This window comes from Allobacillus saliphilus, assembly GCF_018138385.1.
Taxonomy (GTDB): domain Bacteria; phylum Bacillota; class Bacilli; order Bacillales; family Alkalibacillaceae; genus Allobacillus; species Allobacillus saliphilus.
Map to the genome: position 1 here is coordinate 34,968 of NZ_JAGSIE010000010.1, position 21,969 is coordinate 56,936.

Annotated in this window: 25 protein-coding genes, 1 other RNA gene and 1 other annotated feature; of the genes, 8 read left to right on the forward strand and 18 right to left on the reverse strand. The window is 38.4% G+C overall.

The window, feature by feature from the left end:
- The 6 genes from KC820_RS04260 (at window position 1) to sigK (ending at window position 3,812) form a co-directional block, all read left to right on the forward strand.
- Entirely contained in the window at window positions 1–339 is a 339-nt protein-coding gene (locus KC820_RS04260; RefSeq protein WP_212368448.1) for a Na(+)/H(+) antiporter subunit C, read from the forward strand.
- Window positions 332–1,816: a Na+/H+ antiporter subunit D gene (locus KC820_RS04265; RefSeq protein ID WP_212368450.1), complete on the forward strand. Its 1,485-nt coding sequence runs from the start codon at window positions 332–334 to the stop codon at window positions 1,814–1,816. The genes KC820_RS04260 and KC820_RS04265 overlap by 8 nt, the downstream gene beginning before the upstream one ends.
- A 5-nt stretch (window positions 1,817–1,821) precedes the next feature.
- Complete coding sequence (locus KC820_RS04270; RefSeq protein WP_212368452.1) at window positions 1,822–2,298, forward strand: Na+/H+ antiporter subunit E; 477 nt, start codon at window positions 1,822–1,824, stop codon at window positions 2,296–2,298.
- Window positions 2,298–2,603 carry a Na(+)/H(+) antiporter subunit F1 gene (locus KC820_RS04275; RefSeq protein WP_144087542.1) on the forward strand — a complete coding sequence of 102 codons (306 nt, stop codon included), beginning with the start codon at window positions 2,298–2,300 and terminating at the stop codon, window positions 2,601–2,603. The genes KC820_RS04270 and KC820_RS04275 overlap by 1 nt, the downstream gene beginning before the upstream one ends.
- Complete coding sequence (gene mnhG / locus KC820_RS04280) at window positions 2,584–2,943, forward strand: monovalent cation/H(+) antiporter subunit G (protein ID WP_144087543.1); 360 nt, start codon at window positions 2,584–2,586, stop codon at window positions 2,941–2,943. The genes KC820_RS04275 and mnhG overlap by 20 nt, the downstream gene beginning before the upstream one ends.
- Window positions 2,944–3,089: 146 nt before the next feature.
- Window positions 3,090–3,812, forward strand: a complete 723-nt coding sequence (sigK, locus tag KC820_RS04285) for an RNA polymerase sporulation sigma factor SigK (protein ID WP_212368455.1) — start codon at window positions 3,090–3,092, stop codon at window positions 3,810–3,812.
- A 96-nt stretch (window positions 3,813–3,908) separates the two neighbouring features.
- Here the strand turns inward: sigK and mtnN are convergent, their stop codons facing one another.
- The 10 genes from mtnN to alaS form a co-directional block, all read right to left on the reverse strand.
- Window positions 3,909–4,595: a 5'-methylthioadenosine/S-adenosylhomocysteine nucleosidase gene (gene mtnN, locus KC820_RS04290; protein WP_212368458.1), complete on the reverse strand. Its 687-nt coding sequence runs from the start codon at window positions 4,593–4,595 to the stop codon at window positions 3,909–3,911.
- A 20-nt stretch (window positions 4,596–4,615) separates the two neighbouring features.
- Complete coding sequence (locus KC820_RS04295; protein WP_212368461.1) at window positions 4,616–5,350, reverse strand: YrrS family protein; 735 nt, start codon at window positions 5,348–5,350, stop codon at window positions 4,616–4,618.
- 94 nt (window positions 5,351–5,444) lie between these two features.
- On the reverse strand, window positions 5,445–5,921 hold the full coding sequence (greA, locus tag KC820_RS04300) for a transcription elongation factor GreA (RefSeq protein WP_144087547.1): 477 nt from the start codon (window positions 5,919–5,921) through the stop codon (window positions 5,445–5,447).
- 48 nt (window positions 5,922–5,969) lie between these two features.
- Complete coding sequence (udk, locus tag KC820_RS04305; protein WP_212368464.1) at window positions 5,970–6,602, reverse strand: uridine kinase; 633 nt, start codon at window positions 6,600–6,602, stop codon at window positions 5,970–5,972.
- A gap of 19 nt (window positions 6,603–6,621) precedes the next feature.
- Window positions 6,622–7,260, reverse strand: coding sequence for an O-methyltransferase (locus tag KC820_RS04310; RefSeq protein ID WP_212368467.1), 639 nt, complete (start codon window positions 7,258–7,260; stop codon window positions 6,622–6,624).
- Window positions 7,261–7,358: 98 nt separating this feature from the next.
- Window positions 7,359–8,492: an endolytic transglycosylase MltG gene (gene mltG / locus KC820_RS04315; RefSeq protein WP_212368470.1), complete on the reverse strand. Its 1,134-nt coding sequence runs from the start codon at window positions 8,490–8,492 to the stop codon at window positions 7,359–7,361.
- Window positions 8,493–8,725: 233 nt separating this feature from the next.
- Entirely contained in the window at window positions 8,726–9,013 is a 288-nt protein-coding gene (locus KC820_RS04320; protein WP_144087551.1) for a DUF1292 domain-containing protein, read from the reverse strand.
- 9 nt (window positions 9,014–9,022) lie between these two features.
- Window positions 9,023–9,442 (reverse strand): Holliday junction resolvase RuvX, encoded by a 420-nt coding sequence (ruvX, locus tag KC820_RS04325; protein WP_212368472.1) that lies wholly within the window; start codon window positions 9,440–9,442, stop codon window positions 9,023–9,025.
- Window positions 9,439–9,711, reverse strand: coding sequence for an IreB family regulatory phosphoprotein (locus KC820_RS04330; RefSeq protein WP_212368475.1), 273 nt, complete (start codon window positions 9,709–9,711; stop codon window positions 9,439–9,441). Before KC820_RS04330 ends, ruvX begins: the two co-directional genes overlap by 4 nt.
- Window positions 9,712–9,760: 49 nt before the next feature.
- Entirely contained in the window at window positions 9,761–12,400 is a 2,640-nt protein-coding gene (alaS, locus tag KC820_RS04335) for an alanine--tRNA ligase (RefSeq protein WP_212368478.1), read from the reverse strand.
- 134 nt (window positions 12,401–12,534) lie between these two features.
- Between alaS and KC820_RS04340 the strand changes: the two genes are divergently transcribed.
- Window positions 12,535–12,777 (forward strand): hypothetical protein, encoded by a 243-nt coding sequence (locus KC820_RS04340; protein ID WP_212368481.1) that lies wholly within the window; start codon window positions 12,535–12,537, stop codon window positions 12,775–12,777.
- Window positions 12,778–12,839: 62 nt separating this feature from the next.
- Window positions 12,840–13,082, reverse strand: a binding site (T-box leader).
- Window positions 13,083–13,136: 54 nt separating this feature from the next.
- Here the strand turns inward: KC820_RS04340 and KC820_RS04345 are convergent.
- From KC820_RS04345 to KC820_RS04375, 7 genes are all read right to left on the reverse strand, one after another.
- The gene (locus tag KC820_RS04345) at window positions 13,137–13,307 is read right to left on the reverse strand and encodes a hypothetical protein (RefSeq protein ID WP_186279508.1); all 171 of its coding nucleotides are present in this window, start codon (window positions 13,305–13,307) and stop codon (window positions 13,137–13,139) included.
- Window positions 13,308–13,429: 122 nt separating this feature from the next.
- Window positions 13,430–15,862: an SF1B family DNA helicase RecD2 gene (recD2, locus tag KC820_RS04350; protein ID WP_212368484.1), complete on the reverse strand. Its 2,433-nt coding sequence runs from the start codon at window positions 15,860–15,862 to the stop codon at window positions 13,430–13,432.
- Between the two features lie 30 nt (window positions 15,863–15,892).
- Entirely contained in the window at window positions 15,893–16,555 is a 663-nt protein-coding gene (locus tag KC820_RS04355) for a tetratricopeptide repeat protein (protein WP_212368487.1), read from the reverse strand.
- Between the two features lie 177 nt (window positions 16,556–16,732).
- A complete protein-coding gene (mnmA, locus tag KC820_RS04360) occupies window positions 16,733–17,848 on the reverse strand; it encodes a tRNA 2-thiouridine(34) synthase MnmA (RefSeq protein WP_212368490.1) in 1,116 nt (371 codons plus the stop codon).
- A gap of 11 nt (window positions 17,849–17,859) precedes the next feature.
- Window positions 17,860–19,017 carry a cysteine desulfurase family protein gene (locus KC820_RS04365; RefSeq protein WP_212368492.1) on the reverse strand — a complete coding sequence of 386 codons (1,158 nt, stop codon included), beginning with the start codon at window positions 19,015–19,017 and terminating at the stop codon, window positions 17,860–17,862.
- Window positions 19,018–19,038: 21 nt separating this feature from the next.
- Window positions 19,039–19,461 carry a cysteine metabolism transcriptional regulator CymR gene (cymR, locus tag KC820_RS04370; RefSeq protein WP_144087559.1) on the reverse strand — a complete coding sequence of 141 codons (423 nt, stop codon included), beginning with the start codon at window positions 19,459–19,461 and terminating at the stop codon, window positions 19,039–19,041.
- Window positions 19,462–19,566: 105 nt separating this feature from the next.
- A complete protein-coding gene (locus tag KC820_RS04375; RefSeq protein ID WP_212368494.1) occupies window positions 19,567–20,865 on the reverse strand; it encodes a replication-associated recombination protein A in 1,299 nt (432 codons plus the stop codon).
- Window positions 20,866–21,023: 158 nt separating this feature from the next.
- Here KC820_RS04375 and KC820_RS04380 point away from each other — a divergent pair, with 158 nt between their 5' ends.
- Window positions 21,024–21,632 carry an RsfA family transcriptional regulator gene (locus tag KC820_RS04380; RefSeq protein WP_212368497.1) on the forward strand — a complete coding sequence of 203 codons (609 nt, stop codon included), beginning with the start codon at window positions 21,024–21,026 and terminating at the stop codon, window positions 21,630–21,632.
- 111 nt (window positions 21,633–21,743) lie between these two features.
- On the opposite strand, the gene ssrS is transcribed toward KC820_RS04380, so the two are convergent.
- Window positions 21,744–21,925, reverse strand: a non-coding RNA gene (gene ssrS, locus KC820_RS04385) — 6S RNA.
- Window positions 21,926–21,969: the final 44 nt, after the last annotated feature.

Genomic DNA, 21,969 nt, shown 5'->3' on the forward strand with positions numbered 1-21,969 from the left:
ATGGAAATCTTGATGGCTATCTTGGCGTCCATTTTGTTCGCCACCGCCATATATAACTTATTGCAAAAGCAGTTTTTAAGAATCATTATAGGTACGGTACTGCTGTCGCATGCTGCCCATCTTTTCTTGCTTACGATGGGAAAGTTGAAACGAGGAAATCCTCCTGTATTGGTTGAGGGTGTCACGAATTACACGGACCCTCTTCCGCAAGCTCTCATTCTGACATCAATTGTCATTAGCTTTGGGGTAACTAGTTTTCTACTCGTATTAGCTTACCGAACCTTCACACTGAACAAATCGGATAATATGGATGAATTGAGAGGTAGTAGTGATGAGTAACTTAGCAGTTTTACCTATTGTAATACCTTTAATAGCTAGTGTTATCTCAGCGTTTATACCAAAAAAGCTCGGTCTATCACGGGTCATTGCGAAACTATTCGCGTTAATCTTTTTAGTATATGCGGGGTACTTAGCTTGGGTCGTTTTCACAGACGGAATCATCGTTATGCAGTCAAGTGGCTGGGCCGCTCCATTCGGCATATCGATTGTCGCAGATTATTTATCAGTGACATTAGTTTTGATTACGTCAATTGTGACTACCGCAGCCGTCTTCTATGCACCTAGTTCATTAAGTAAACTACAAGAAAGTTACTATTTTTATACTTTTATGTTCTTAATGATTAGTGGGGTTGTCGGTGCATTTCTGACCGGAGACTTGTTTAACCTATTTGTTTTCTTTGAAGTATTGTTGATGGCCTCGTACGGACTCATCGTACTCGGAGGAGGAAAAGTACAATTAAGAGAATCTCTCAAATATGTTCTATTTAACGTTTTCTCTTCCATGCTATTTGTAACTACGATTGGTTTTATCTATGCTTCAGTTGGTACAGTAAACATGGCTCACTTAGCTGAAAGAATTCAAGAAGCTGAGCAAGCAGGAATATTAACAGGGCTCGCTGTCTTGCTGTTTTTCGTTTTTGCCATTAAAGCAGCCATTTTTCCGCTATATTACTGGTTACCTAATTCATATATCGTTCCAAATCCAGTCGTTTCTGCTTTATTTGGAGCGTTACTTACGAAAGTCGGAATCTATTCGATCCTTCGTATGTATACATTGGTTTTCAATCACGATGTCGGCATTACCCATGAGATCTTCATTTGGTTAGCGATGTTCACGATGTTATTCGGTGTCATTGGAGCCTTATCTACACAAAATGTTAAACTGATTGTTACGTATAACATTATTCCAGCAATCGGATTCATTTTAATGGGAATTGGCTTGTATTCGACATCTGGTATTGAAGGTTCAGTTTATTACTTAATCCATGACATGGTCATCAAAGCAGCCTTATTCTTTCTTGTTGGTGCTTTAGTCGTAGCGGCGGGTACAGATGATTTACGGAAAATGGGTGGCTTAATCACCCGATATCCTGTTCTAGGCTGGCTGTTCTTTGTCGGTTCTCTCGTACTGGCAGGTGTCCCACCGTTTAGTGGTTTTATAGGAAAACTGTTATTATTAAGAGGTTCATTAGAACAAGAAGAGATCCTTTTAACAATCGCAGCCCTAATCACAAGTTTATTAATCCTATATTCCATGGTACGTATTTTCGTACGTGGTTTCTGGGGAGACACTGTTGAAGAGTTACCCGAAGGACAGAACAAAAAAGTTCGCAACTTAACCATTCCTGCTGCACTACTACTAGCGATCAGTATTTTTCTAGGAATTGGCGCTGAGTTTATCTATCCTCATGTTGAAACAATTGCCAATATGTTATTAGATCGCACAGAATACATTAATGCCGTACTAAGGGAGTAAGATTTATGGCTATTCAAATTATATTCAATTTACTTATTGCATGTTTATGGATGTTTTTGACTGAGTCTTATACATTCGTCACTTTTCTGATTGGTTATATCATCGGTATAGCTTTATTGTTTTTACTTCGTCGCTTCATACCAGATGCATTTTACTTTAAGCGAGTCTTGTTGCTGTTCAAGTTGATCTTGCTCTTCTTAAAAGAATTAATTGTATCAACATGGCAAATTGCTAAACTCGTATATAAACCGAAGTTGAATGTACAACCTGGAATTTTTGCACTACCAACAGATCTTCGGACGAATTGGGAAATTACGTTGCTAGCCAACTTAATTTCCCTAACGCCTGGAACATTGAGCGTATCCATTTCAGAAGATCATACGAAAATTTTTATCCACGCGATGGATATGCCGGATATTGAAAAAGAAATTGAAGGAATAAAAGAAACTTTTGAAAAAGCGATTATGGAGGTGACAAGATAATGTTTGAAGATTTCGGAGGCCAACTATTGGAATGGACAGTGATCATTTGTTTAATTGTCATTGCTATTTCGGTAGTTATCCTATTGATTCGCATTATCATTGGTCCTACGAATGCGGACCGTGCTGTCGCCTTAGATACGATGGGGATCAATTTGATGGCATTTGCTGGACTGACAGCAATCCATCTCGTGACGACTAAGTTAAATGATGTTATTTTATTGATTGGAATTTTGTTGTTTATCGGTACAATCGCAATCGCGAAATTCATTGAAAAGGGTGTTATCATTGATCGAAATAATCATTAGTCTATTTTTATTGATTGGCACCTTTTTCATTTTTTCAGGATCACTGGGAATTCTACGGTTTCCTGATGTTTATACGAGGCTTCACGCAGCTACAAAGGCTTCTACACTCGGTGTTGCGAGTGTCTTATTGGCAGCTTTCTTATACCTCTATGTAGACCATGGAATTATTAGTGGAAAGCTTTTGATCGGGATATGGTTTATTATGCTTACTGCCCCAATCAGTGGTCACATGATATCCAGAGCTGCTCATAATGCCGGAGTCAAGCTACATGAAAGTAGTATCCGTGATGAATTACAAGAAATGAATGAACAAAATGAAGCCGAACGCCAATCTGAATAACAGTTGTTTAATCATCAACGAAAAGACTGCACTCCTTTTGATGGAGTGCAGTTTTTTTATTGTTTTTAAGTTGGACAAGCACAAATTAAAATCTCCGCCATATAATTGGGATGTAGGCAAATATCTAGTCAACCGGGAGTGATGTTTTGCTTAGTTTTTTAAAACTACTTTCATTGTTCGTCCAGCACCCTTACTTTTTTGCCCTCTATATAAAGGGACAGATTTTTCCTCAACCGCTTTCAAAAGAAGATGAAAAAAAGTACTTAGACCTTTGGCAAAATGGAGACTTGGACGCTCGCAATAAACTAATTGAACATAACTTACGACTTGTAGCGCATATCGCAAAAAAGTATGAAAATAATAAAGAAGATCAAGAAGATTTAATTTCAATTGGTACAATCGGTCTAATCAAAGGTGTAGAAAGCTTTTCACCGGATAAAGGCACAAAGCTAGCAACCTATGTAGCAAGATGTATCGACAACGAAATACTGATGTTTCTTCGTTCCACCAAAAAAAGCAATAAAGATATGTCCCTACAAGACCCAATCGGTAATGATAAAGAAGGAAATGAGATTAGTCTTATAGACATATTACAATCAGATCAACCTGACCTCGCTGAAAAAGTTCAGACGACGATGGAAATCGAAAAAATCTTCCAATATATTCATTTATTAAATCAGCGTGAAAAAGAAGTGATTGTAAAAAGATATGGATTAAATAATCAAAAAGAATACACACAACGAGAGATCTCTCAGTCACTTGGCATATCACGCAGCTATGTCTCTCGAATTGAAAAACGCGCACTAATGAAAATGTTTCATGCATTTTACCGTGAAAAAGAAAAAATTAAGAAGCAAAAAGAATCCTAAATGTTCAATGACCGAGCAGGATTAACTGGCATTATTTTGGCACATAATAAACCCTAGACGAAGATCGGATTCATTGATCTTTATCTAGGGTTTTCGTTATAGCATATTCAATATAAAACTCGCACTGTTTTCTGCCGCTTTCGCAAGAAATTTTTCAAAGCTAACTTCTGATGTTTTACCTGCAATGTCAGATAAAGAGCGAACAATTAAAAACGGTGTTTCGTATTGATAACAAACTTGGGCGATGGCGGCCGCCTCCATCTCTAGTGCTTTCACTTCTGGAAATCGACTGACAACTTGGCTAACACGATCAGCGTCAGACATGAAGGTGTCAGCTGTACCTATCATCCCTACAACCTTCTGAAAATCACCTGTAAGCTCTTCCATAGAATCTTTGGCTCGTTGGATCAGTTGGTCATCTGATGTAAACACTTCCGGCATTTGTGGTATTTGACCGAACTTATAACCAAATGCGGTTGCATCAGCATCGTGGTGCAAAATCTTTTCACCGATGACGACATCTCCAACTTCCAATGACGGATCAGTTCCACCAGCACTTCCTGTATTAATGACATAGTCGGGCTTAAAACGCTCATGTAAAATTGTGGTCGATAAAGCTGCATTCACTTTTCCGATTCCAGACTGCAATAGAATAATCTCATGATCGCCATAGCTTCCTAGATCATATTTGCAATTTGCTATCGTTTTTGATGAGTGGATGGTTATCCGTTTTTGGATCGCTTCTACTTCTTCTTCCATTGCCCCAATAATTGCATATTTCATTTCTAAACTCCTTAGTACTATTATTCAAATCGATGTTTTTGATCGTTTTCTTCTAGAACTTTTACGAGTTGTGGTTGCCAGCCTTTATTTTCGATCCATTCTAAGTGGACACGATAGATTTCTCCATCTGTCTGGTTTTCGATCGTCGCTTCCACATAATTTGGTCTTCCGTCGCTTCCAAACCACCAATAAGTAATGTTCTCTGAATCACCGTTAATTGCCATAGCTGAAGCTTCTTCTAACTCTTGGCGGTCTTGGCTTCCTTTATTTAAATCAATAGAATGTGGTTCATTTTGATTCGTTGGGTAGGCATCCCAATTCCCTTTAATAACTTTGATTACATTCTCTTCATTGGATTGCTCAACTTCAATGTTTTCTCCGAAGCTGCTATATTCACCTGAATCTTCTTCTGACGACTCTTCAGTTTCTTCCTCATCTGACTGTTCTTGTTCATCTGTAGATTGGTCTTCATCAGATGTTTGGTCCTCGTTACCTTCATCTGTATTCTCATTATCTTCTTCCTGGTCTGATGATCCAGTTTCGTTCGATTCTCCATCAGAAGACTCATTTAACTCCATACCTTCCTCAGAATCTGCATTTTCAGCCTCATCTTCACCAGAAAAGAAAAATAACATAGCTAGTAACAGAATTAAAATTCCTGCCAATATCAACATGTAATTGAGCATCTTTGTTGTTCTTCTTCTTTTTTCAAAACGTTCAGCTCTTGTATGTTCATTTTGATATTCATCTGCCATAACACGGACCTCCACGAAATGGATTTATTTAAGTAGTTGAATATGTAAATGTCCTACACAACAATGCGTAGGACAATACATATATAACACTTTCTTATTTCACTTCAGTAATTCGAACTTCCAATTCGCCACCTGGTGTAACGACGGTTACTTCTTCACCGACTTTTTTACCAAGTAAGCTTTGTGCCATCGGGGAATCATTTGAAATTCGACCCTCAAAAGGATCCGCTTCCGCACTTCCGACAATTTGATATTCTTCTTCGTCTCCGTCTGGTAATTCAACGAATTTAACAGTTTTACCTAACTGGACAATATCCGATACGTTTTCATCATTTTCAATAATGACAGCATAGCGAAGCATCGTCTCAATTTGAGAAATCCGGGATTCAACAAATGCTTGTTCATCTTTCGCTGAATCATATTCAGAGTTCTCGGATAAGTCACCAAAATCCCTAGCTATTTTAATGCGTTCAACCACTTCTGGTCGTCGAACGGTAATTAAATCATTTAATTCATCTTCTAGCTTCTTTTTCCCTTCTTCTGTCATAAAAAACTGTTTCTCTTCTGCCATTTCTAACACCTCTTTATATTTTCTAATCTGTTTGTCACTAATCCATTGTTATGAATGTTTGTCCTCAATAATACTTTTAATTTTTGTTGTCAATAAGTCGATTGCAACGTAGTTATGGCCGCCTTCTGGAATAATAATGTCTGCATACCTCTTTGCTGGCTCGACAAATTGCAGATGCATCGGTCTCACTACATTGACATATTGATCAATGACAGATTCAATCGATCTACCACGTTCATTGATATCTCGCATCATTCTACGAATAATTCGTAAGTCAGAATCCGTATCAACGAATACTTTGATATCCATCATCTCACGTAATCTTTCGTCTTCAAGGACTAAAATTCCTTCTAAAATGATAACATCTTTTGGTTCAACGGTAATTGTTTCGTCAGACCTTGTATGCATTTCGTAATTATATACCGGCTTTTCAATCGATTGACGATCTAATAGCTTCTGTAAATCTTCCCTTAGCAGGTCATTGTCAAATGCTAGTGGGTGGTCATAATTTGTTTTTAATCTTTCCTCAAACGGTAAATGCGATTGATCCTTATAGTAATAGTCTTGTTCAATCACTAGCATGGAAGTATCTTTGAATTGATCATAAATTGCTCTTGTTACAGTCGTTTTTCCTGAGCCGCTTCCTCCAGCGACACCAATTATAATAGGTTTCTTGCTCACGGGAATCCGAAGCCCCTTTCTAGTTTGTCTGTTTTATTGCCACTGCGATTCCATCTCCGGTTTCTACAATCGTCGTCTCAAAACGTTCATCGTTCATCAACCATTGATTAAAGGAGTTTATTTTGGAACCTAGCTTGGATAACCGTTTGGATTCATTATTCTCTCCAGAAACATATCCCTTAAATAATACATTGTCAACTACCAATAAGCCATTCTTTTTTAAGAAAGGTGCTGTATAGTCTACAAAATCTTTGTTTTTCCCTTTGGCCGCATCAATTAAAACAAAATCAAATGGCTCATCTTCTGTTCGATCATTTAAATAATCGATTGCGTCTTGATGTATGGCGTTTATCTGTTTTTCATAATTGAATGTTTGTATGTTTTTAATAGCTTGTCGATACCTAGTTTCATCGACTTCCAAGGTTGTTACATGAATACTCGGATCTACTTTCGCCATCTGTATGGCGGAATAGCCGATTGCTGTTCCAATCTCAAGAATTTTTTTAGGCCGATGAATTCGAATCAACTGTTTGATGAATTGGATGCCGTCAACTTCCATAATCGGCACATGATGCTCTACTGCATATTCTGTAATTTTCTGTAGTTCAGAGTCGGATCCTTCATACAATGACTGGATGTAACTTTGCGAAGCACGCATGACTTTCCTCCAACAGTGCATTATTCTTCAATTCCGTTATTTTATCATAAAAAAAGGTGGGAACGCGAATTCCAGGCGCTCCCTAACAATTCTGTCCATTAATCTTTCGGCGGACGATATTCTTGAATATTTTGTTCATGTTCAGCAAATGTTTCTGCATAATAAACTTCGCCTTCATACGATGCAACAAAATAAAGATATTCATGTTCTTCAGGATTCAATGCCGCTTCCATCGAATTTTGATGGAAATTGGCAATCGGTCCAATTGGTAAGCCTGTAATATAATATGTGTTATAAGGAGATTCAATCTCCAAATCGGAATATAACACACGCTCCTTATGTTCGCCATGGGCGTATAATGCGGTAGGATCCGTCTGCAGTTTCATACCATCTTCTAAACGATTATAAAAAACGCCAGAAATCATTTTTCGGTCTTCCTTACTACCAGCCTCTCGCTCAAGTAATGATGCCATTGTAATGGCTTCATGAACATTAAACTCCGATGCTTCTATTTGGCTCATAAACGGCTGTAATTGATTGGAAGTTTCAGTCAACATCATATTAACTACATCATCAATCGTTAAATCTTCTTGATAGACCGGATACGTAATGGCATATAAATAACCTTCAAGTGGATACCTAATTTCATCCTGTAAAATATCTTCTCCAAGAATCGTAGGATATCTTCCCATTAGCGATTGGATATACTCACGATCTTGCATTTTATCTAAAAACTCTTCTTCATTGATTGGCGTCTCTTTATCCAAACGGGCCGCGATTTGTTCCACTGTGAACCCTTCTGGAATGGTTATCGTGTACAAAGGATCGACGAGTATCTTACCTGTCTTTAACGTTTCAATGATTTTATCAAGCTCCATATTCTGTGCCAATAAATACTCACCAGCTTGGAAGCCCGATTCATTTTTGAATTTCACATACAAACGAAAGATTAAGCTATTATTAATGATATCCTTTTCCTCAAGTATGCTGGCAATCCCTTCTGTACTTGTACCTAATGGGATCTCTACTTCGATAATCTCATTATTATCAGGGTCGACTGGACTTAGACCCTTGTCTATGTAGTTATATATAGACATTCCACCAATGATTAAACCGATGATCACAAAGAGAAGAATAGTTATAATCCATTTCCGTGCAATCTTTGCTTCCCATATTCGTTTTTTCTTTACTTCTTTATAGGTTAATTTTGAATCATCATTGGAAGTTGACATTTTCTCTTCCCCCTATCTACCCGCTTCATTATAAAGTATTCATGAAATAATTTCTATAATTTCAGTAGAGTTTCCAAAAAATTGTCTAATAAATTGTCCTGCATAAAAAAATTGGTACGTTGAAATAGGGTGAAATATAATGCGATCGATCTTGTAAATGCGCTCACAAAAAATTAATCTATAAAAAAAGCCGGTCCTTGATGGACTCGGCTTTTCTAGATCAATGAACCATCTTACTCTGTATCTTCTTCTTCTGAAAAAGTCGCGAGCATTTCTTCGACCATTTCCCATTCTTCATCCGTTTCGATCTCGTAAAGAGCCATGTCATCTTCATTTTCATCGCTTTCTTCATAGCGGAATGCATAAACTTCTACTTCATCTTCATCCACTTGATCGGAAGGGACAACGACGATATATGACTTTTCTGTTTCATCTACATCAAACGAGAACAACACATCAAAAAGATGTTCCTCACCATTTTCGTCCGGAATAATAATTCGTTCTTTCTCTTCCATTTTCAACACTCCTTTTTAGTTGGATTGATCCAGAAAACCTTGCAGGATCAATACGGCTGCCATTTTATCAATGACTTTTTTCCTCTTTTTACGACTCATATCTGCTTCAAGTAGCACGCGTTCAGCAGCCATTGATGTCAATCGTTCATCCCAAAGAACCGTTTCGATACCAAGTTCATTTTCAAGAAACGCGGCAAATCTTTTTGACGCTTCTCCACGGTCACCAATTGTTCCATTCATATGTTTGGGGAGACCGACGACAGCTTTGCTAATTTCGTGTTCTTTGATGATTGCCTCCATTTTGGGCAATATTTGTTCAAAACCTGCATGCTCATCCCAAGAAATTGTTTCAATTCCTTGAGCTGTGAAGTGTAGGGCATCAGAGACAGCAACCCCGATGGTTTTCTCCCCAACATCTAATCCTAATATCCTCATCTATTATCCTCTTTATTCGTTTTTAAGTAGTGCTTGACCACTTCCTCAATCAACTCATCCCGTTCAACTTTTCGAATCATATTCCGTGCATCTCGATGACGAGGGATGTAAGCAGGATCTCCTGACAATAGATAGCCGACAATTTGATTAATCGGATTATAGCCTTTTTCTTCAAGCGACTCATACACAGAATGCAAAATTTCATTTACGACTTGTTCTTGAGAGTCATCAGCAAACTGGAACTTCATCGTATGGTCTTGATTATCCATAATTGATCCCCCTCATTTCTACTTACCTTCATTATAAACGTAAATGCGTTCAAGAAGAAACATTTTTAATGTAGTCTTTTGCTGATTCTAATGCTTCATCAATTTTTTCAGGGTTTTTACCGCCTGCTTGAGCCATGTCTGGACGGCCTCCACCGCCACCTCCGCAAATAATGGCTGCTTGTTTAACCATGTTTCCGGCATGGTATCCCTTTTTCACTAAATCATCTGATACGCTACCTGCTAATTGAACCTTTTCACCATTTTCAATGGCTAACAAAATGATTCCAGACGTTAATTGCTGTTTAAATTCATCTACCATTTGTCTGAGTGCATTCATATCCTTTACATTAACTTTCGCTGCTAATAGTGAAATACCTTCTACATTTTCGGTCTGTTCGATTAACTCGGCTGCTTCGACATTCGCTAAACGGGCTGATAAAGATTCATTTTCTTTTTGTAATGACTTGATTTCAGCAAATAATGATTCTATTCGATTTGGAACTTGATCTTCCTTCGTCTTGAGCAAGTTTGCTGCTTGATGTAAATAGGCTTGTTTATCTTCAAAAAATTCGAAAGCGCCTTTGCTTGTTTTTGCTTCAATACGTCTCGTTCCTGCACCAATACCAGATTCAGAAATAATCTTGAATAAGCCAATTTCCGCCGTATTTGTAACATGGCAACCACCACATAGCTCAAGGCTGTATTCACCAATAGAGACGACACGAACTTCTTTTCCGTATTTTTCACCAAATAGAGCCATCGCACCCATTTTCTTGGCTTCTTCTATATCATGGTAACTAACACGAACATGAATAGATTCCCAAATTTTTTCATTCACGTTTTTCTCAATTTCACTCAGCTCTTCTTCCGAGACTGCATTGAAATGAGAAAAATCGAATCGCAATCGATCGGGTGCAACCAGTGAGCCTGATTGATTAACGTGGTCACCTAATACATCCTTAAGCGCTTGGTGTAATAAGTGTGTCGCTGTATGGTTTTTAATAATTTTTTTTCGTTTTGATTTATTGACCTCTGCAGTAACCACATCTTGGGTGCGCAATATACCTTCATCTACTTTAATACGGTGAAGATTTTGGCCATTTGGTGCTTTTTGGACGTCCAATACGAGAGCCTTTCCTTGCTCAGATTGGATTATACCTTCATCAGCTACCTGTCCTCCACTTTCTGCATAAAACGGTGTTTCTTTGAGGAATAGATAAACTTCATCGCCTTGTTTCACTTCATGCACTTCTTGCTTGTCTTTAATCAACGCTGCAATAGTTGTATCCACCTTCAATTGATCATACCCTGTAAATTCACTGCTTACATGAATTTCTCTAAGAACTTGATCTTGAACTTGCATGGAATCAACATTTTGTCGAGCATCTCGTGCACGTTGGCGCTGCGCTGCCATTTCTTTCTCAAATCCAGCTTCGTCAATTTCAAAACCTTCATCTTGGATGTACTCTTCCGTCAATTCTTTCGGAAATCCGTACGTGTCATATAGCACAAACACTTCGTTGCCCGGAAAAATATAACTTCCTTTTTCTTTCTCTTGCTTCATGATTTTTTCTAAAATGGCAAGTCCCTCTTGAAGTGTTTCATGAAATCGTTCCTCTTCCGTCCGGATGACATTTTGAATGAAATCACTTTTTTCACTGACTTCTGGATAAAAGTCTTTCATAATATTTGCAACGACTTCAACCAACTGATGAATAAATGGTTGGCCCATACCCAACTCTTTAGAAAAACGCACTGCTCTACGTAATAGTCTTCTTAAGACATAACCTCTTCCTTCATTTGAAGGTAATGCTCCATCTCCAATTGCAAATGCGACGGTTCTTACATGGTCAGCAACGACTTTAAATGCTGTATCGACTTCTTTTGATCTACCATACGTTTTTCCACTGATGGTTTCAATTTTTTCAAGGATGGGTTTAAATAAATCCGTCTCAAAATTCGTTGGTGTGTCTTGAATGACAGAAACAATTCGTTCTAAGCCCATACCCGTATCAATGTTTTTATTCGGCAACGGTGTGTACGTATGATCTGGATTATGGTTGAACTGAGAGAATACTAAGTTCCAAATCTCCAAATAACGTTCATTTTCACCGCCTGGATAAAGCTCTGGATCTTTGGGATCGTTTCCATATTTCTCTCCACGATCGTAAAAGATTTCTGAGTTTGGACCGCTTGGACCTTCTCCGATGTCCCAGAAATTCTCTTCAATCCGAATAATTTTTTCTACAGGAAGTCCAATTTTTTCTGCCCAAATCTTGTACGCTTCTTCGTCTTCTGGGTGAACAGTAACTGACAATTTTTCCGGATCAAATCCAATCCAATCTTTACTCGTGAGAAATTCCCATGCCCACTCAATTGCTTCTTCTTTAAAATACTCACCAATTGAAAAGTTGCCGAGCATTTCAAAAAATGTGTGGTGTCTTGCCGTAAATCCTACATTTTCAATGTCGTTTGTTCGGATTGCCTTTTGAGCGTTGACGATTCTAGGATTATCAGGGATTACTCGACCATCAAAATATTTCTTTAACGTTGCAACCCCACTATTAATCCATAATAAAGTCGGGTCTTCATGGGGAACCAACGACCGGCTTGGTTCAACAGCGTGATTTTTTTCTTGAAAGAAATCTAAAAACATTTGTCTTACTTCACTTGACGTCAATAATTTCATCGTTCTTCCTCCTCAAGGATTTCGTAATATAAAGCTTTGTTAAAATCTGTTGTTAATCTTGTGATTCACGATCGATTTTTCACGATTTATCGGCGGCTTCGCTTAGGGTTTCGACGGCTTCACAGGGTTTTTCGGTGGCTTTGATCGATTTTTCGACGGCTTCGATCGGTTTTTCGGCGGCTTCGATCGACTTTTCGGCGGCTTCGATCGACTTTTCGACGGCTTCGATCGACTTTTCGACGGCTTCGATCGACTTTTCGGCGGCTCCGCTTGGTTTTTCGACGGCTTCGATCGGTTTTTCAGCAGTGCTTTTAGCGGAAGTTCTTTTAGTTCATGATCCGCTGAAGTCGTCCCCGACACGATTCACAATTCAATAACTCAGTGCTACATCATTAAGAATTTAAATTGTGCCAAATACAAAAAAGCCCCTACAATAATATGTAGGGACGGTTATCCGCGGTGCCACCCTGATTATAGATTTTAACAAAACCAACCTTATATACCTCATAAGTTGGTGATTGGAAAATCTATCAGCTCAATCACTGTAACGGAGTGGACCGGCGGGGATTAGCCGCTCTCTGGAATAGCGTTCAATGACATTCACTTAGCGTCTTTTACAGCCAGGAAGACACCTCTCTTGGAAGTGGCTATGTCATTTACTCGTTTCCTTCATCGATTTCGTAAATTTTACTTCTGTCGCTATTATATTGAATCTCTATCAGGCTGTCAATTTCTACTATCGTTCATCTGAAAATAAATCCTCTAAAAAATACTCAGGTTGTTGTACTTGGCTTACCAATTCCCTTGATTGTTGCTCATGATCGATTTCAACGAGGCAATTCCAACAATAAAATCGCTCTTCGCCAATCATTCCAATGTTGCACGTATGACAGTTTGGGCATTTCATGGAAAATAACTCCTTTGTATTTTCCTCTCATTTTTTGTCATGAGGGCCCAAATTATGCATATTTAGATATATTCGTTTTGGCTGTTCGACATTCGCCTTCACTATGACTCAATTTTTGTATATTAATCCATAAAATCATATGGTGATAAACCATCATCATGTTTTTCAGCATCTTCTAATGGTAGTCCTTCGTAATCGTCTTCTGATTCAATTTTTGGCTTTACTTGTTTTGTCTCGATTATTTTATCAGATGAAGCTTCGTCTTGTGTTCCACTCAGTTCTTGTGTCGAGTCGCTGACTTCAGATGCGTCATTACAATCGATTTCATCTACACTCATTCCCCAAACATGTTTTAATCGTTCGACTAACGTCGTATTCCGGTTAAAGAAGTTCTTTTGACGCAATCCATCCATCAGTTCGTTATATTCTCCACAAATAATGAGTGATGATTTTCCTCGTGTAATTGCTGTATAGATTAAGTTTTTTACGAGCATTCTTCTAAAAGAACGAACAATTGGAATAATAACGATTGGAAATTCTGAGCCTTGTGATTTATGGATCGAAATCGCATAAGCGAGCATCAATTGATTGAAATCTTGCCGAGTATAGGAAACTTCCAATCCTTCAAAATCCACAATCATTTCTTCTTTTTTCGTTTCCGTTTCCGTCGGTTTTTTAATCGCTCTTATTTCTCCAATATCGCCATTAAACACCTTTTTCTCTGGTTGATTCACAAGCTGAATGACTTTGTCGCCAGATCGATAGATTGAATCAAAGTGTTTTATTTCTCGTTTTTGTTGCGAAGGTGGATTAAATAGCTGCTGCAATGCTTCATTTAATGCATGAATGCCTGCTTTCGAACGATACATAGGAGCCAAAACTTGAATATCACGTTGTGTATAGCCTTTCGCCAATGCACGCTCTACTATTTTTTCAATCACGACCGCTGTATTTTCTGTCGTTGTCGGGAAAAAATTAAAGTCACTGGATTTCGATAAATCAAGCTCTTCAAAACGGTCATTTTTAATCGCATGGGCTAACTTAATAATGGATGAATTTTCTTTTTGTCGATAGATCTCTTCTAGTCTAGCTACTTTAATACAATCGGACTTCAACAAATCGGAGAGCACTTCTCCTGGCCCGACTGATGGTAACTGATCTTCATCTCCTACAAGTATGACTTTCATTGATGACGGAATCGCTTTGACCAATCGATTCGCAAGCCAAACATCGACCATGGAAAATTCATCGATGATAATTAGTTTTCCATCCAGTTGATTACCTGCATCATATTCAAACTCATTTTCTCCACTCCAACCGAGCAAGCTATGAATCGTTTTCGCTTTCATTCCTGTTGATTCACTCAATCGCTTAGCGGCACGACCCGTTGGCGCGCATAGTAAATAATCGGAGTCTTTGATCGTTTTTTCTTTATCGCACAGTTTTTGATAACTCTCCAATATACCTTTCACAACGGTGGTCTTACCAGTCCCGGGTCCCCCGGTCAATATCATGACTTTTTCATCCAACGCCATCTTGATTGCTTCATACTGCTCTTCTCCGTATGATATACCTTCACGTTCCTCTAAGTCGCCAATCAGTTTCAATAGTTCACTTTCTGCATAGGTTGCATCCTCTTTTACTTCCTGAATCCGAGCAAGTTGAGATGCAATCCCTTCTTCTGCAAAATAAAGTTGAGGTAAATAGATCCGGTTATTTTCTTTCACGAGCAATGATTCTTCTATTAATGACTGAAAATAAATGTCAAATGAGAAGTCACCGTTAGTACCATGAGAAAACAGTAGTTCTGAAGCTTGGCGGATCAAGTATTTTTCATACACAAACACATGGCCGTTGAGTGACTCTTCTTCCAACACATGTAAAATGCCTGCTTGAATCCGTGTTGGATGATCATTACGGATTCCAATCTGCTGGGCAATTTCATCCGCTCGTTGAAATCCGAATCCTTCAATTTGGAATACGAGTTGGTAAGGGTTCTCTGTCAACACATCCAACGTTTTTTCTTGATGTAACGCATAAATTTTTTGTGCGAGCTGAAGTCCGATTCCGTACTTGGACAATTCGACCGTTACACGATCAAAACCTTGATGAAGACGTAAATCTTGAATAAACTGCTGTTTCGTCTCTTTTTTCATCGATACGATTCCATCTAAAACCGTTTCATCCTTGAGCACTTTTTCGACCGTATCAATCCCTAATTTACCGACGATTTTCTTCGCTGTCTTTAATCCAATTCCATAAAATAAATCACTAGCGAGATAACGGATTAAGCTTTCCTCGGTTTTCGGTAGCTCTTTTTCATAAGTGAAAACTTGAAATTGGTCCCCGAATCGAGGGTGGCTTTCCATCTTGCCGTAAAATATATAATCATTTCCATATGTAAGTTTCGGAAGATGACCTTTAACCACAAATTCATCTTCCTTTGTGTCTAAATTCGTTTCCTCCAGCTTGATCGATGCGATAGAAAATTGTTTTTCAGCATTATGGAATATCATATGATTCAGTTGGCCTTTTATATAAAGCTGTTCAGTCATTCCTTCTATCTCCTTCATCGATCAAATCAATTATACTTCTTTCAAATATTCCTCGACTTTAATTTTACCATCTGCTGCAAGCATGTGGTCCGGCTGTATATGAAGTGTTTTTTTGAAATAGGTCAATGCTTCTTGTGCTAGGTCTTTGTGTAAATAACACACTGCGATATTGTAGTGAGCATCTGCGTGTTGTTCGTCCAATTCCGTTACATACATTAACTGGGTCAATGCATGGTCGATTTGTCCATTATAAGCTAAGCTTAAACCATATTGGAACTGAATTTCTTCATCTTTTTTGTCCAACTCGCTTGCTCGTTGAAAGTACGGAAGAGCGAGCTTTTCATTTTGTTGATTTCTTAACGTAACAGCAAGCATATAATAAGCATCTGCATCGTTTAAACCGAATTGTACAGCACTTTGAAATTCTCTTGCTGCCTGCTGATAATCTTCTTGCTCAAAATAAAGGACGCCTAAACCGTAATAAGCGGTTCCTGATTTTGAATCGATCTCAATGGCACGATTAAAAAAGTTTTTTGCTTTGTCATATTCACCGACATGGTTAAGTAAATTTCCGAAATTAATAAATCCAACAGGATCGTTTGGATTTTCCTCGATGTATTGATTGAATGTACTGGCAGCTTCCTCCAGCTCGTTCGCTTGCATGTGTTCGATTCCTTTTTCGATTAAGTTCATTTCGCTCTACTCCTTTCGATTGCACAGCTATCTTCATAACCTTTACGCAAATTCATTTAACTTTTATTTTATCGTATCGCAAACCTCGTGCGAATAAATTTTTTCAAAATATGTACTTTATTTTGTTAAATAAGGCGTTTATCTGGCAAAAAAGCCACCACAATAATGTGCTGACTTTTAAGCTAGATATGTTAGTTGTTTACCGTCTTTAAAAGCTCGATCGATCGTTCCGCCACCCAGACAACGATCACCATCATAAAATACAACAGCTTGACCTGGTGTAATCGCCCGTTGTGGTTCTTTAAAGATGACGTTCGCTTGTTCTTTATCGGAATCAACGATGACTCGAACGGCGTAGTCTTCCTGTCTATATCTGAACTTTGCCGTACACTCAATTGGTTCGCTTAAATCGATATCTGCTAACCAATTCAAGTGGACAGCTTCTAATGAATCTGAATAAAGTGCTTCGTTATCAAAACTTTGCCCGACGTAAAGTATATTGTCTTCTAAATTTTTCCCAATTACGAACCATGGATCACCCGCACCACCGATTCCAAGACCTTGTCTTTGACCGATTGTGTAGTACATTAATCCATCATGTTTACCTTTCACTTCGCCATCCAATGTTTGCATTTCACCTGGTTTGGCCGGTAGGTATTCACTCAAAAATTCTTTGAAGTTACGTTCGCCAATAAAGCAAATTCCTGTACTATCTTTCTTCGTTGCAGTAGCTAAATCATGTTTTTTGGCAATTTCACGTACTTCAGATTTATCGAGCTCTCCTAAAGGAAACATCAATCTCGGAAGTATTTCTTTCGGAATCTGATTCAAAAAGTATGTTTGATCTTTATTTGAATCAACGCCCCGAAGCATTTGTGCTTGACCATCTATTTCATTGACTCGTGCATAATGTCCAGTTGCCAAGTAATCTGCGCCTAATCCCATTGCGTGGTCTAGAAATGCTTTGAACTTAATTTCTTTATTACACATGACATCTGGGTTTGGCGTGCGTCCCGCTTTATATTCATCTAAAAAGTAGGTAAACACTTTATCCCAATATTGCTTTTCAAAATTTACCGAGTAGTAAGGAATGTCCAGTTGGTTAGCAACCCGTGCCACATCTTCATAGTCCTCTGTTGCTGTACACACACCGAATTCATCTGTGTCATCCCAGTTTTTCATGAAGATTCCCACGACATCATATCCTTGTTGCTTTAAAAGCAACGCAGTGACAGATGAGTCGACCCCTCCAGACATACCAACTACCACTCTCGTATCTTCTGGTTTTTTCATTTTTTCACCACCTAACCTTTTGTATCGCTTGGTATTAATCTGTTTAAAATCTTACTTATTTTTTCTACACAAAACTGTATATCTTTCTCACTCGTTTCGATTCCAAAGCTAAAACGAATGGAATTATATATCCGAGCATTTTTTTCACCATACATTGCTTTTAGCACATGGGACGGATCAATGGAACCGGCAGTACATGCAGAACCTGATGAGACAGCAATGCCTTCCAAGTCGAGATTGGTCAAAAACATCTCAACTTCTACACCTGGAAAACTAATATTTAATATATTTGGCATATGCTCTTCTTTTGCTCCATTCAATTGATAGTCAATGGAGAAATCATTCAATCCTTCGAAAAACTGCTTACTAAGCTTTTCGTAATGCATCCACCGCTCGTTCTGTTCTTTCTCCAGTAATTCAATTGCTTTTGTAAAGCCTCTAATGCCAAGCATATTTTCAGTTCCAGAGCGCCATTTTCTTTCTTGTTCACCGCCAAAGATTTGTTGTGCTAAATGAACATCGTCATTTCGATATAAAAACCCAATTCCTTTTGGTCCGTAAATTTTATGCGATGAAACAGATAGTAGGTCTACGTTCAATGATGTGACATCAAGCTTTTCCAACCCGTATGCTTGTACCGCATCTGTATGGAAAATGGCTTGGTGTTCTTTTAACCGTTCACCAATCGCCTCAATTGGCTGACGCATACCCGTTTCATTATTTACTCGCATGATGGAAACAAAAATCGTATCCGGTCGAAGAGCTTTTTCTACCGCATCGACTGAAACAATACCCGATTCATCAACTGGGAGAAAGGTTACTTCAAAGCCTTCCTTTTGCAGTTCCTCCATTGGATGCAAAACAGCATGATGTTCGATTTGCGTCGTGATGATATGTTTTCCTCGATGGGCATACGCAGCAGCAACACCGAAAATCGCCAAATTATTTGCCTCGGTTGCTCCGCTCGTAAATATAATAGAAGAAAAATCGGCCCCAATACTATTTGCCGCTATATTTCTAGCATCATCCAATATTTTTCTACTTTCTCTGCCGAAGGAATGGATACTTGATGGATTTCCATATGTTCCATCTAAAGCTTCCATCATCTCTTGCTTGACTTCAGGATGTAGTGGAGTTGTCGCTGCGTAATCTAAATAAACGCGTTTCACAGAAGTCACCTACTTTTTCTATTAAATATAAAACATATGCTCTTCCTGATAAATAGAGCCATCATGTTCAGCTAAATCAGCTAATGTCGTTGAATCAAGTACATCTTTCACAGCATCACGGATTCTACGCCATAATTCTTTTTGAGCGGGTTGTTCGTCATCCATTTCTTCGACGGGACGAATCGGCCCTTCAAGTGGTCTGATGATATCAGCTGCCGTTATATTTTTTGGCTCTTCAGCTAGCAAATATCCACCCTTTGCTCCACGAACACTTTTGACTAATCCTACATTACGGAGTGGTGCAATCAATTGTTCAAGGTAATGCTCAGATAATTGATATTCTTGAGCAATTGCTTTTAGCGAAATCGGTTTTTTACTCGGGTGACCTTTCGCCAATGCGATCATTATCGTTAGTCCGTATCTCCCTTTTGTAGAGATTTTCATCCTTTATCCCCCTCATTAATAAACAACGTAACAGCAAGATTGATTTCTTTGTAGAAAACCATCTGACATTATAGCATGTTTTATAACATTGTGGAATTTAATGAACTAGCGCTTTTTTGAATTCTGACGAGATTCATTCGCTAACTTTTTTAATTTCTCGTATGTTTGCGCATATCTTTTTTCTTCACCTAACATCTTCGGCTGATAATAAGTCATGCCACGAAGTGATTCAGGTAAATATTCTTGGTAAACCCATCCCGTGGAAGAGTGGTGTGGATATTGATATTCAACCCCATGACCTAAATTGGATGCACCTGCATAATGGGAATCTTTTATATGATCAGGTATATCAGCCGTAATACCTTTTTTGACGTGTTTAATCGCTTTGTCCAATGCTTTATATGCCGTATTCGACTTCGGTGATAAGCATAACTCAATTGTGATGACACTAAGTGGAATTCTAGCCTCAGGCAAGCCTAATCGTTCAACTGATTGGATAGCAGGTAGCACCCTTGCGGCAACGGCTGGACTAGCCAAACCAATATCCTCATATGCAATGACCAACAATCGGCGCATGATGGCTTCTAGATCGCCGCCTTCTAATAGCCTAGCTAAATAATATAAGGCGGCATCCGCGTCACTTCCCCGGATGCTTTTTTGAAAACCGGACAGAAGATCATAATAAATGTCTCCCTTATTATCATGCACAAAACCTTTGTTTTGAATGCTTGATTCAACTGTTTCGAGTTCTACTTGATAGACACCTTCATCAGTCATGTCCGAAGCGAATACCACTTCTTCTAAAATGGTCAAAGCTGTCCGTCCATCACCTGTCGTTTCGGCTATTCGTTTCAGATGCTCCTCTGAAATATCAATCGTCATGTTTGATAACCCTTTTGGATCTTTTAACGCTCGATGAAGAAGCCCTAATATATCTTCTTTCTTTAATGGTTGCAATTGTTTAATTTGTCCACAACGAGAGCGAATCGCATTGTTTACACTATGGTAAGGGTTTTCTGTCGTAGCACCGATAAATGTAATAATTCCTTCTTCCATTGCATTTAACAAGGTATCCTGTTGTCCTTTATGAAAACGATGGATTTCATCAATGAACAAAAGGACATTTCTTGTTAACTTAGCTTCTTGGATAATATGCTCGACCTCTTTTTTGCTGGCACTCGTTGCATTGATCGCAAAAAATTCCATGTTAGAGGAACCCGCAATGGCATAAGCCAAAGAGGTTTTACCAGTTCCTGGAGGGCCATAAAGAAGCATTGAAGGTACATAACCATTTTTTATCATTTTATATAAAGAAGTGTCTTCACCAATGACAAGTTTTTGACCGACAACTTCTTCAATTTTCTCTGGTCGCATACGGAAAGCAAGTGGTTCATTGTTAAACATATCGTTCTCCTTCAAATCATGTTCAATCTTTTATCTATTTTACTATATATATTCATTTATTTCTTAGTTTGAGCCTGGATTTCTATGTATATTATCTTCGCGACTTGCACATGATAGAAATAGGAAACTATCAATCGAGAACAAAAGGAGTTGGGAATATGGTTAAAGTGAGGCAAGACGCTTGGTCTCATGAAGATGATTTATTACTGGCAGAAACTGTGCTTAGACATATACGTGAAGGAAGCACACAGCTCGTAGCTTTCGAGGAAGTCGGCGACAAACTGAATCGAACGGCTGCTGCCTGTGGTTTTCGGTGGAACGCTGAAGTCCGTAAAAACTATGAAAAAGCAGTAGACTTAGCCAAAAGACAGCGTAAGGAACGAAAAAAGGCTATGAAACAACAAGCTACAGATCGTGTAACAAGCATTTCCAGAACGAAAGAAATCAATACAACGAAACAACCTTCGACAATTGATGAAATTATTCATTTACTAGAACAACTAAAAGAATCTACTGCATTAAACAATGAAGCTGAGTTCGAGCAAATGAAGGAATACAATCAACAATTAACAAATGAGAATGGAGAGTGGAAAGTAAAATACGAGCAACTACAGAAAGATTATGAAACGCTAAAAGAAGATTACCAGACATTTGTAAATATCATGGATCGAGCCAGAAAAATGGTCGTATTGGATGAGGATTCATCCTTGTCTTCACCAGCATTTAAGATGGCCAAAAATGGTAATTTAGAACAGATTGCTAAGTGAAACAAACATAGCTCTAAACCCATTCATTAAGATTGTTACTAAGATTTTTTCTATAAAAATATGTAAAAAAGCTATTCTAAGCGATGCTTAAAATAGCTTTTTTCATATGTACACAATCCCAATTGTGCCGTTCCTCCTTAATGTTTTGAACCCGCTCCAGGCAGGTGGGTGTCCTGTTCTGCGTCTTGTATGTCCTTAAAAAGGCATATACGCCACGCAGAAACGCCAGACTCCCTTACATAAAAGTGTTCGGTCAAAACGTACGACGGAGAAGACGAACACATTAGGATTGCTTTGTTTCAAGTTTGTAATCAAATAATATCACATACATTTTTCA